The sequence below is a fragment of the Rhodococcus sp. SJ-3 genome (assembly GCF_051918125.1).
GTDB lineage: Bacteria > Actinomycetota > Actinomycetes > Mycobacteriales > Mycobacteriaceae > Rhodococcus.
On record NZ_CM123306.1, the window covers coordinates 1,046,317 to 1,057,046 of the forward strand.

The 10,730-nt window shown below is 65.7% G+C and carries 15 protein-coding genes; 8 read left to right on the top strand and 7 right to left on the bottom strand.

Features of this window, described 5'->3' with window-relative positions:
- Nucleotides 1-65 precede the first annotated feature (65 nt).
- From ACTDXD_RS04625 to ACTDXD_RS04640, 4 genes are all read left to right on the top strand, one after another.
- Nucleotides 66-695 (top strand): TetR family transcriptional regulator, encoded by a 630-nt coding sequence (locus ACTDXD_RS04625; RefSeq protein ID WP_440126003.1) that lies wholly within the window; start codon nucleotides 66-68, stop codon nucleotides 693-695.
- Nucleotides 696-735: 40 nt separating this feature from the next.
- Nucleotides 736-1,821, top strand: a complete 1,086-nt coding sequence (locus ACTDXD_RS04630) for a potassium channel family protein (protein WP_440126004.1) — start codon at nucleotides 736-738, stop codon at nucleotides 1,819-1,821.
- A 45-nt stretch (nucleotides 1,822-1,866) separates the two neighbouring features.
- Nucleotides 1,867-2,766 (top strand): hypothetical protein, encoded by a 900-nt coding sequence (locus ACTDXD_RS04635; RefSeq protein ID WP_440126005.1) that lies wholly within the window; start codon nucleotides 1,867-1,869, stop codon nucleotides 2,764-2,766.
- A gap of 61 nt (nucleotides 2,767-2,827) precedes the next feature.
- Nucleotides 2,828-3,106 carry a PASTA domain-containing protein gene (locus ACTDXD_RS04640; protein ID WP_440126006.1) on the top strand — a complete coding sequence of 93 codons (279 nt, stop codon included), beginning with the start codon at nucleotides 2,828-2,830 and terminating at the stop codon, nucleotides 3,104-3,106.
- Nucleotides 3,107-3,193: 87 nt separating this feature from the next.
- On the opposite strand, the gene ACTDXD_RS04645 is transcribed toward ACTDXD_RS04640, so the two are convergent.
- From ACTDXD_RS04645 to ACTDXD_RS04655, 3 genes are all read right to left on the bottom strand, one after another.
- Complete coding sequence (locus ACTDXD_RS04645) at nucleotides 3,194-3,619, bottom strand: hypothetical protein (protein WP_440126007.1); 426 nt, start codon at nucleotides 3,617-3,619, stop codon at nucleotides 3,194-3,196.
- Nucleotides 3,616-4,179 (bottom strand): type IV toxin-antitoxin system AbiEi family antitoxin domain-containing protein, encoded by a 564-nt coding sequence (locus ACTDXD_RS04650; protein WP_440126008.1) that lies wholly within the window; start codon nucleotides 4,177-4,179, stop codon nucleotides 3,616-3,618. Before ACTDXD_RS04650 ends, ACTDXD_RS04645 begins: the two co-directional genes overlap by 4 nt.
- Before the next feature lie 82 nt (nucleotides 4,180-4,261).
- On the bottom strand, nucleotides 4,262-5,179 hold the full coding sequence (locus ACTDXD_RS04655) for a TIGR03564 family F420-dependent LLM class oxidoreductase (protein ID WP_440126009.1): 918 nt from the start codon (nucleotides 5,177-5,179) through the stop codon (nucleotides 4,262-4,264).
- Nucleotides 5,180-5,273: 94 nt separating this feature from the next.
- Between ACTDXD_RS04655 and ACTDXD_RS04660 the strand changes: the two genes are divergently transcribed.
- The 4 genes from ACTDXD_RS04660 (at nucleotide 5,274) to ACTDXD_RS04675 (ending at nucleotide 7,873) form a co-directional block, all read left to right on the top strand.
- Nucleotides 5,274-6,107, top strand: coding sequence for a TauD/TfdA dioxygenase family protein (locus tag ACTDXD_RS04660; protein WP_440126010.1), 834 nt, complete (start codon nucleotides 5,274-5,276; stop codon nucleotides 6,105-6,107).
- The gene (locus tag ACTDXD_RS04665) at nucleotides 6,104-6,682 is read left to right on the top strand and encodes a nuclear transport factor 2 family protein (RefSeq protein ID WP_440126011.1); all 579 of its coding nucleotides are present in this window, start codon (nucleotides 6,104-6,106) and stop codon (nucleotides 6,680-6,682) included. The genes ACTDXD_RS04660 and ACTDXD_RS04665 overlap by 4 nt, the downstream gene beginning before the upstream one ends.
- A gap of 72 nt (nucleotides 6,683-6,754) precedes the next feature.
- On the top strand, nucleotides 6,755-7,435 hold the full coding sequence (locus ACTDXD_RS04670; protein WP_440126012.1) for a PaaI family thioesterase: 681 nt from the start codon (nucleotides 6,755-6,757) through the stop codon (nucleotides 7,433-7,435).
- A gap of 87 nt (nucleotides 7,436-7,522) precedes the next feature.
- Entirely contained in the window at nucleotides 7,523-7,873 is a 351-nt protein-coding gene (locus ACTDXD_RS04675) for a hypothetical protein (protein ID WP_440126013.1), read from the top strand.
- Nucleotides 7,874-8,042: 169 nt separating this feature from the next.
- On the opposite strand, the gene ACTDXD_RS04680 is transcribed toward ACTDXD_RS04675, so the two are convergent.
- The 4 genes from ACTDXD_RS04680 to ACTDXD_RS04695 all read right to left on the bottom strand — a co-directional run bounded on the left by ACTDXD_RS04680 (nucleotide 8,043) and on the right by ACTDXD_RS04695 (nucleotide 10,609).
- Nucleotides 8,043-9,239, bottom strand: a complete 1,197-nt coding sequence (locus ACTDXD_RS04680) for a MalY/PatB family protein (RefSeq protein WP_440126014.1) — start codon at nucleotides 9,237-9,239, stop codon at nucleotides 8,043-8,045.
- Between the two features lie 78 nt (nucleotides 9,240-9,317).
- The gene (locus tag ACTDXD_RS04685; RefSeq protein ID WP_277351980.1) at nucleotides 9,318-9,452 is read right to left on the bottom strand and encodes a hypothetical protein; all 135 of its coding nucleotides are present in this window, start codon (nucleotides 9,450-9,452) and stop codon (nucleotides 9,318-9,320) included.
- 169 nt (nucleotides 9,453-9,621) lie between these two features.
- Entirely contained in the window at nucleotides 9,622-10,272 is a 651-nt protein-coding gene (locus ACTDXD_RS04690; RefSeq protein ID WP_440126015.1) for a hypothetical protein, read from the bottom strand.
- Nucleotides 10,273-10,447: 175 nt separating this feature from the next.
- A complete protein-coding gene (locus ACTDXD_RS04695; protein WP_169687123.1) occupies nucleotides 10,448-10,609 on the bottom strand; it encodes a hypothetical protein in 162 nt (53 codons plus the stop codon).
- Between the last annotated feature and the right edge of the window lie 121 nt (nucleotides 10,610-10,730).

Consider the following 10,730-nt stretch of genomic DNA (forward strand, 5'->3'; position numbering starts at 1 on the left):
TGATTTTCACTGTTAGATTGACGCGGACATTCAACGCTGCGGTCCGAGGTGAAAGGAACCCACCGATGACCCCGAAAACCCAGGCACGTGTCCCGGACCTGCGAGAACGGCGCAGGCAGGAGACGCGTCTCGAGATTTCCGAAGCCGCACTGACGCTGTTCGAACGCCAGGGATTCGCTGCTACGACCGTCGACGAGATTGCCCGAACAGCCGGTGTGTCTTCAAGCACATTTTTTCGATGCTTCGCCACCAAAGAGGAATCGGTGTGGGGTCCGGACCGCGAACTCGAATCCGACATCGTCGAATGGCTTCGGTCGGTTCCGCAGGAAGACATCAACCTGTCGGGCATCGAAGCCTTCTACGAGCGCTCACTGCAGCGGCTCCTGACCGGCTCCGAGACCACGCGGGATCGCATTCTGCGCACCCGCCGGCTCATCGCCTCCGACGACCACTTGCGCGCCGCCGCGTTCACCGCCGATGCCCTGGCCATGTGCCGCATCACCACGAGCGTCGCCGAACGCCTGCGCGGACTCCGCTCCGAATCGTTCGCGCGGCTACTCGTCGAATCGGCCGGTGTGGTCTCGCGTATCGCGTTCGACACCTGGGTCCGGCGCATCGAACGCGGCGAAGATGCCGACCTCGTGGAGATCTACCGCACCATCCGAACCGACCTCCGCGAAATCGTCGTCACCTGATACTTCGACGGAGCGGCCACTCGCGTGCAAGAGTGACGTAATGCCTGACAGGTTGCGAGCCCGGTTCAGCCGGTCCGATCAGCTCACGGAACGCCCCGACTTCGCTCTCGTCGGTGTGCTGAGGGTCCCCCAGATGTCGACCAGCCCGGCGCGCGCGATCGTGCGGCGCATCGGCTACGCCCTGGTCGCCCTGCTCGTGATGGTCGCACTCGTCTACATCGACCGCGACGGCTACCGCGACGCCCAGGACAACGAGCTGTCGTTGCTCGATTGCTTCTACTACGCGTCGGTGTCGCTCTCGACCACCGGCTACGGCGACATCACGCCGATCACCCCGTCCGCGCGACTGATGAACGTCCTCGTCATCACGCCGCTGCGTGTCTTCTTCCTCATCGTGCTGGTCGGTACGACGCTGGGTGCGCTCACCGAGACGTCGCGTCAGACGTTCCGCATCCAGAGCTGGCGACGCCGAGTCCGCGACCACACGGTCGTCCTCGGGTACGGCACCAAGGGCCGTTCCGCGGTCGACGCGATGCTCGGCGACGAGGTTCCGCCGTCGCGGATCGTAGTGGTGGACACCGATCCCGTGGTCCTCGAGAGTGCGGCGGGGCAAGGTCTGGTGACCGTGCACGGTTCGGCGACCAAACAGGACGTGCTGCGTGTCGCGGGGGTACAGCGTGCGGCATCGGTGATCGTCGCAGCAAACCGCGACGACACCGCCGTACTCATCACGCTCGCTGCCCGCGAGATCAATCCGAACGCGAAGATCGTCGTCGCGATCCGCGAGTCGGAGAATGCGCATCTGCTGCGCCGCTCCGGCGCGGATACGGTGGTGGTTTCGTCGGAGACCGCAGGCCGGCTCCTCGGTGCCGCGCGGAGCTCTCCCCGCGTGGTCGACATGATCGAGGACATCCTGACTCCGGAGGAGGGGTTCACCATCGCCGAGCGCGCTGTGGACCTCGAGGAGGTGGGTCAAGACCCTCGTCATCTGGGTCAGATCGTGCTCGGGATCGAGCGCAACGGAAGTCTGTTCCGTGTCGGATCACCCGAGGTCAGCGCCTTGGCTGCGCGCGACAAGCTCCTCTACATCCGGCTGGCGGCCGACGGGTCGGGGCACCGCGGCTGAACGTAGCCCTCCCGCTACGCACACTTTTATGGAAGAGTCATTTCCATGAATGAGAATGGCATTTCCGCACTGGGAGGGATGACCGTGTCCGCAGACCACACTTTCACCTCGGATTTCGGCATCAAATCGCTCCAGGTTTCGAGGGACCGCGCGATCATGGGCGCACTCGTCACCGAGAAGCTGTGCAACCCCAGCGGCACGGCATCGCTCGGTTTCCTCACGACACTGGTCGACATCGTCGCGTCGTCCCCGGCTCTCGTCGTGGGCTCCCCCGACTGGACCGCGACACAGGATCTGTCGATCCATGCCGCCGGCTTCCTGCGTCCCGGGCCGATCGCGGTCGACGCCAAGCTGATCCGCGTGGGCAAGAAGACGATCCTGGTGGAGACCGACGTGTACGACACGCACGGTGTCACCGATCTGCGTGAGATCGCGAACTCGATCGACACCCCCGGCACGGGCGGCCTCACCCTCGCCGCACGCGGTCTCGTCACGTTCGTGCGGCTCCCCCGCTCCGCCGCGACCCACGGTGATGTCGCGTCGTACACCCCCGAACAGTGGGTCGGGACGATTCGCGAATACCCGCCGGTCCCTATCGACGACGACGTCTTCTCCCGCCTGAATCTCCGCGAGGTGGACGCTGCCAACGGCGAGTTCGAGCTCGATCTCACCGGATTCGTCGCCAATTCCATCGGCACCATCCAAGGCGGCGCACAGGCCCTACTCGGCGAGGCCGCCGCGCATGCAATGCGGCCCGGTCTCGTCGCCACCGACATCCAGGTCCACTACCTGGCGCAGGTGAAGACGGGCCCGGCGCGGTCGCACGGCACGATCGTCCGCGACGCCGACGACCACTCGGTGGTCAAGGTCGCACTCGTCGATTCCGGTGCGGAAGACAAGCTGCTCACACTGCTGACGATCACGCTTCAGCGACCGAAGCGCTAGTCCGCCGAACACCGCACGCTGTCTGATCCCAATTTTCCCCAAGCCTCGTACACTGCGAGTTATGCGCAGTATGCGGGACAGACCGACGCGCGAGGTGCCGGACGTCGTGGGATTCGACGCCGACGATGCCAGCACGATGGTGCTCGGAGCCGGATTCACGCCGGTGGGCCCGGACGGCGAGCCGGCCCCGACCACCGGCGTGATCATCGCGCAACAACCGAACGGAGCCACCGACGCCGAGCCGGGCTCCGAAGTGATCTTGTGGAATCAGAACAGCGGCAGCCGATCGCATTCCCCGGTACCCGGCCTCGACGAGTCCGCGGCCCTCGATCCGGAGTAGTCGCCCTTCCCGCGCGCCCGTCAGTTTCCGACAACGACAATCGGTGACGCGGGAAGCTGGTATCCGCGCGGGAAGACCGCACGATCGCTAGCGACGCCTCGCCCGCTCAACTGCCCGATCGAAGCGGGCACGCACGACGTCGAACCGGGGCAGTTCAGCCCACGTCCAGCGGATCACTTGGAAACCCAGATCGCGTAGCGCGTCCTCCCGAAGCTTCTCCCGACGAAAAACGTCGGGGGCGTCGTCTCTGTACTTACCCATGCCGTCGAACTCTCCGATGATCCGATGCTCCTTCCAAGAGAAGTCGGTGCGAGCAACGAATTCTCCGTCCGGGGTGTGCACAACCTCCTGCAGTGAGGGGGCGGGCAACCCGATCTGTTCCATCCGCAACCGGCTCAGCGACTCACCGGGGCTTTCGCTACGTCCGTCGAGAAAAGCGATGATCCGTCGCGCTGCGGCGATGCCTTGCCGTCGGCCGAGGGCTTCGAGGGCCTCCGGTAGTGCCGCCTTCAAGACGGGTTTCCCGCCAACGCCGAATCCCCGGCGATCACGACCTCGTCGATCGGTGCCGTACAGGCGAGGTCCGCGACTGTCCGCGCAATGGTCGTACACGGCACTCCGTCGACCTGGACCACGTCGTCGGCGCCGAGTTGTACGACATTCACATGACGTCCGGCGCCGCGACGGCCACCCGATCGCCCGTCACGGGTCACGTGGATGCGGCTCAGGTCGGGACGCCACAATGCCAGTCCGTGCAGAACGGCGGCAGACACATGGCTGATCGCGGTCCCGTCGGGCAGTCCTGTTCCCGTGGTGTGCGCTCGGATTCGATGTCGTTCGATCGCGTCGAGGCCCTCGGCGGTAGGGCCGTCCAGATAGATTCCGGGAGCGAGGCGTTCGAGTTCGCCGGTCCGGAGGGCACGACGGACTTCGGAGTCGCTCAGACCTGAGCTGAGAGCGTCGCTGCGGCGGAAGGGTTTCGGTGAGGTCATGACACCGAAACTCTCATCGCGGTACGTCCACACCGTGCCGGATCCGGCGGAAGCCGCAAATCTGTGGATGGTTCCGGTCACTGTGGATAACTCCCGCGACGCAATTCGCTTCCCACAACGCCTATTACGGGTGTGGGAAGCGAATTTCTGCGCGGGAAGCGGACTATCGGGTGGTCAGTGAGCTCAAGAAGTCTCGGGTGCGCTGGACCGATCCGCGCACATCGTCGCCGACGGGGAAGATCGCGGCCCAGATGTCGGTGGCGCCTGCGTCGAGCAGGTTCTGCAGTTGGGCGCGCACGGCTTCCTCGGTGCCGACGATGGCGACGTCGGCCGGGGTGCTCGCTCCCCCGACCTCGAGGACCCGCTGATAGTTCGGCATTCCGGCGTACATGGTGGCCGTGGCAGCGACCGCGGCGCGCGCTTCGTCGGCGTCGTCGTGCACCGCGACCGGCAGCCCCGCAACAATGCGCGGCGACGGGCGGCCCGCGTTCTCCGCTGCGGCGCGGATCGCGGGTGAGATGACGGATTCGACGACCTTCGCCGACGCCATCCACAGCACCGTGCCGTCGGCGTATTGCCCTGCGACACGCAGCATCCGAGGCGACATCGCCGACAGCAACACGGGCACCTCATGCGCGACCCGCGCCATCCGGCCCTCGCTCCGGGTACTCCACTCGCCGCCCTGGAAGTCGATGTCCTCGCCCCGCAGAAGTGCGGTGACGATGCGGACGTATTCCTCGGTGTTGCGCCCGGGCCGGTCGTACGACATGCCGTACACGTCACGCACGAGAGATTCGTGGGACGGACCGAGACCCAGGGTGAAACCGGGGCGCCCCATAGCTTCCGCTACTGCCGCAACGCGGTTCGCCTGCAGCAGCGGGTGGACGGGGTAGGTCTGGAGCACAGCGGTACCGAGTTCGATTGTGGACGTCTCGCGACCGGCGATGGCGAGCGCCGTGAGGGGGTCGCCTGCGACCGTGCTGGCGTACCAGAGCGACGAGAAGCCGTCGGCCTCCGCTTTCTGTGCTTGTTTCACGATCTTGTCGGTGGTCGATGCGCCACCTGTCAACCCGATCCGCACCACGAGCCTCCTTGGAGAACCTTACTTATACACAGCGAGAATAGTACTCTCCTAATAAGACTATCTACTTCTTGCTCGACCTGGAGGCCGCACCTTGTTTGCCGACATCACCCCCATCTCCGAAGAAATCGGCGCAGAAATCACCGGCGTCGCAGGCCACACCCTCAGCGACCCGAAAGCCGCCGCGCGCTGCCAGGAACTGGTCGACGAGTACGGCGTCGTGGTGTTCCGCGAAGCGAGGATCACCGACGGCGACCTCGTCGAACTGAGCCGCATGCTCGGTGAGGTCGTCGTACCGCCGATGGGCGGCCAGGAAGACCACCCCGAGGTGTCCGCGATCAGCCTCGACCCCGCGAAGACGGTCCTGGCGTCGTACAACACCGGCACCTTCTACTGGCACATCGACGGCGCCACCGACGAGGTCCCCCAGAAGGGCACGCTGCTGACCGCGCTGCAGGTGTCCGACGAGGGCGGCGACACCGAGTTCGCGAACACCTACGCGTCGTACGAGGCACTCTCCGACCAGGACAAGGCCGAGTTCGAGACGCTCCGCGTGGTGCACAGCTTCGCCGCCGCCCAGCGTCTGGCCAACCCCGAGCCGACGGAGAAGCAGGAGGCCGCGTGGGCTCGGGTACCCGAGCGTGAGCATCCGCTGGTGTGGACGCGGCGCAGCGGACGCAAGTCGTTGCTGATCGGCGCGACCGCCTCACACGTCGTCGGCATGCCGGAAGAAGAGAGCAGCGATCTGATCCGCAGACTGCTCGCGTGGTCGACGCAGCCGAGGTTCTCGCTGCGTCATCACTGGCAGCCCGGCGACCTCGTGCTGTGGGACAACACGGGCATGCTGCACCGCGCCGTGCCGTATTCAGCGACGTCACCGCGCCTTCTGCACCGCACCACCCTCGTGGGCGAGGAGGCCGTGGCATGACCGATCTCGCCGACCTCGAGCGCAACGTGCAGTACCTGATGGATCGGGCCGCGATTCTCGACTGCATCGCGAACCACGCGCGCGGGTGTGACCGACACGACACGGAACTTCTCGGCGGCACGTATCACGACGACGGTGTCGACGAGCACGGCGCGACCGTCAACAGCGGGCCGGACTATGCGCAGTGGGCCAATTCCGTCCATGCCGCGACGGCGGACGCCCACACCCACAACATCACCACTCACACGTGCGAGATCGACGGCGATACCGCACACTGCGAGAGCTACGTCATCGTCGGCCTTCTCGGAAAAGGCTCGTCCACAGTGCAATTGATGAGCGGTCGATACATCGACCGGCTAGAGAAGCGCGACGGCACGTGGCGGATCGCGGTGCGCAGGTCGACGGTGGAGTGGAGCGCCTCGGCCGATGCGTCGCTTCTACAGTCGCCGTACTTCACGAAACAGGCCTTCCTCAAAGGCACCCGCGACACGTCCGATCTGTCCTACCAGCGCCCCCTCGAGGCGGACTCCGATGCCCCCGCCCGCTGGCGAAATCGTCTCGATCAGCGGCAATGAGCTTTGACAAGGGCCCATGTTCCCTGTTCGGATAGCAGGCATCCCCTTGCGTGAATTTGGAGAACACCGACGATGATGGACTCGCTCGACACCTTCCGGCTCTACGTCAACGATGGGTTGTCGGACGAAGAAATCGCAGCTCAGGCCGCGCGCTATCAGCCGCTGGCCCAGGATCTGCGCGACCTGATCGTGTTGTCCATCCAGTCTCGTGGGGGCGACGACGAGATCCTCGAGGCTCGCAAGCACCTCTCGGAGGCCAGGTCGATCCTGGAACGGGATCGGGAATCCGGTCCGTACGGCACCCGCTTCAACGACTCCGGCGGCTTCCGGACCTGGGGGAATGCCGCGATCGGGTTGCGCAACCCGATTGCGCCGCCGCTCGAGTTCCAGTTCGAGGACGACGGTCGTGTGTGGGCCGACTTCCATCTCAACGCCGCCTACGAGGGTCCCGCCGGTTTCGCGCACGGCGGAGTCTCGGCCATGGTGCTCGATCAACTCCTCGGCGACACGGCTCGTCATGCGGGCGCTCCGGGGATGACCGGCACGCTGACGGTCAAGTATCGGCGCCCCACCCCGCTCGGCGATCTGCACTGCGAGGCGCGACTCGATCGGATCGAGGGTGCGAAGGCATTCGCGACGGGCTTCATCTCCGGCCCCGACGGGGTGTGCGTGGAAGCCGAGGGTGTCTTCATCGCCCCGAAGTGGATGATCGAGCAGCGCGAGCGCACCGGGCTCCAGGGCTCCGCGCAGTAACCCAGAACACTCGCGCTGCTACGGCGGGCGTGGGGGCGCGCTGAGTAGAGTGGTGCGGGTACGCAGCGCGAAGGACGGTGACCGCCCGTGGAGAATGTCGAGTTCTATTCTCTCGTCGCGATGTGTTCGCTCTTCGCCGCGTCCACGTGGTGCCTTGCCCGTCCGCATCTGCTGTCGAGCCTCGCCGCTGCAGTCGCTTCCGGTTTGTGGGTGATCCTCAACGGCCCCCTCGAAGGCCGCGTCCTCTATGTGGTGACTCCCAATCACGGCTTGACCGAATCCGATCTGCTGTCGGCCGTGGGGCTGTGCATCGCCGCGTGGGGCTACTGGTACAGCATCCGGGCCCGGCGTCGGCGACAGCGTCGCCGACCCGCGAACAGAACCGGCCAGCGACGCCCCGAGGACACTCGTGCGGTACCCGTCCGTGTCGGCGACTAGACCATAAGATCGCCTATGTCCCCGCGTTACATCACCATTCGGTCTCGATCCTGGACGAATCAATCAGGCTCGCTTAGACTTGCCCACGGCCACTTCGCGTGGCCGTATCTCCCTGAAGTCCTCCCCGACACAGGAGATGCAGCGCAGAGCCCCGCTGGCTCCTCCCCCCTCAATCCGCCGGCGGGGCTTTCCTGCGCTCGCCCGTCGTCAGACCCGCGACGACGCCGTCGAGGATCTTCCCGACAAGCGCATCCGACGTCGCGAAGTTGATCCGCACGTGGTTTCGGGATTCCCGCCCGAACCGCGCACCTCCGTCGACGAGAACCCCGCTCTCGCCGATGCGGGCCACAGGGTCGTCGATGCCGAGTGGACCGGCATCGATCCACGACAGGTAGGTCGCTTCGGGGACGTGATGCCGGGCGGCGGGAACCTCGGTGCGCAGCACGTCGTGCACGCGTCGGCGATTGCGTTCGAGCACGCGCAGCAGGTCGGACTGCCAGGCGTCGCCGTCCTGCCAGGCGGCCAGTGTGGCCACCACTCCCGGCACCGACACCGCCCCGTACAGATCGAACGGTTCGCCGTCGCGCCGGGACAGCAGCCCGGCCGATCCGTAGTGCACGACAGCGCATCGCAGTCCGGCGAGATTGAACGCCTTGCTCGCCGACGTGATCGTCACAGTGCGCGCGGCGGCGTCACTACTGATCGACGCGAACGGGATGTGGCGGTGCGGCTCGTAGATCAGTTCGGCATGGATCTCGTCGCTGACGACGAGAATGTCGAATCGTTCGGCGAGGTCGGCGATGCGCTCGAGCTCGTCGCGGGTGTGCACGCGTCCGGTCGGATTGTGCGGGTTCACCAGGACAAAGACGCGCGGACGATAGCGCGAGACCGCCTGCTCGAAGGTCTCGAAGTCGAGTTCCCATCCGTCACCGGCATCGAAGAACGGAAAGTCGATCTGCTGCAAACCCATTCGCCTGATCGTGGCGAGGAACGGCGGGTAGTTCGGGGTCTGGATCGCGACGGAGTCGCCGCGGGTGGTGGCGAGATGCAGGATGATCTGCAACGCCTGGATGAGGTCGGTCTGCTCGCGTACCGCATCCGGATCGGGTTCCCACCCGTATCGCGCGGTCATGCGCCGAGCGAATTCTGCGCGGAGCGGTGTGCCGCGGAACCAGTCCGGGTACCCGAGATCGCTACTTTCGATCCGTTCGAGTAGCGCGCGCCGAATCTCCGGCGCTACAGGGAAATCCATATCTGCGACCCAGGAGGGAATCAATCCTTCCGCTGTCGCTTGCGCCCATTTCGCCCCCGCGCGGGACGACAGCGCATCGATCTCGAGATCGTCGAAACCGGGGACACCGGCCATCGATCCTCCGAACACTTCCGCTACGGACAACCGCGCGCTGCAGGCAACGCGCGGCTGCCTTCGCAGCACGCGGTGACGTCAGTTGCGTCGGTCTACTGCCATATCGTCGCTCTGGACGTCTTCATCCATCCGCGCGAGGTGGGCTTTGATCCACTCGGTGCTCCCCGGTGCGGCGGAGCTGTCGAACGTCGAATCGGTGGTGCAGGTGCTCAAGTCAATCCTCGTCGCACTCGACGCCGGTATGCCCGGCGGACGCAGGTCACAACCACCCCGTGTGAGTGACCGACGTCACTATAGCTCTGGAATCGGGCTCTGCCAAACCGGCTCGTAGCGACCCGGCGGTGCCAGCAGAAGACGGCACCGCCGGAACTACGAGCTCAGCTCACGGCTGCGAGGACTGCGGGGCCAGCAGGTCACGAATGAAGTCCAGGAACCACTGGATCGGATCGATGGGCAGTTCGTCGAGGGGCGGTTCCGGCGTCGTCACCGGCTCGTCGGAGACAGGCCCGGCCTGCGCCGGAGCCGCCTCGGGAGCAGGAGCAGGCGCGGCCTCGGCGGGTGCAGCTTCGCCACCGCCGACGGTCACCGTGATGGGCTCCTTCGCGAACGGGCGACCCGACGCGTCGAAGATGTTGTCGTAGGTGGCACCGGCGGCGTCCTGGCAACCCCAGTAGACCTCGTAGGTGCCCGGCGTCAGCGCGCGAGCACCGGTCTGCGCGGGTGCGCCGTCCTTGACATAGGTGGCCGAGGACGTCTGGGTGTTCTTCACCGAGAACTCGGTGCCCGCGGGCTGGTTGTCGATGCGGCCCGACGGGGTCGCGGTATCGACGGTGCCCGGCTCGAGGACGTAGGTGACGCAGGTGGCGCCGAGTTCCACCGAGCCTTCGGGCAGATCGAAGTCGACGGTGATCGAGGTGTCGTCCGCGGAAGCGGACACGTTGGGGCCGGCAGCGGATGCGACACCCGGGACGGCGAATGCCAGCGCAGCGGCGCCGGCGGCAGTGAGGGCAGCTTTCTTCGCGACAGAATTCATAAATTTCCTCCCCGAAATTTTCTGGTGCGCCCGCGTCGTGAGCGGCACGCGAAACCGACCTCTGTCAGGCACAGCTTCATCTGCACGTTATCGCAGGTAACGATCCGTGTCGCGACGAAGAGGCACACGCGTCGGGAAGAACCGAAATGTCCCCTTTTTCGAGGAATCGGGAAGGTCAGTTGAGCAGCGGCGGCCGCGCATGATCGCGTTGATCACGCTGCAATTCGACGAGCTCTTCTTCTCGCTCGGCCACCCTCAGGAACACCCCCGCAGCGAACGCGACAGCGGCCGACACTGCCAGCCACGCCACCAGTCCCACCGCGATCCACCACCACATGAGCTCAGTGTGCGCGAAATCGAGGGGCCTGCCAAACACCCTTACCGGACGTAACGACAACACTCCCGTCACGAAACGGACACACCTCGTCGCTCACCTGGACTTTCTTTCGCAGCAATAC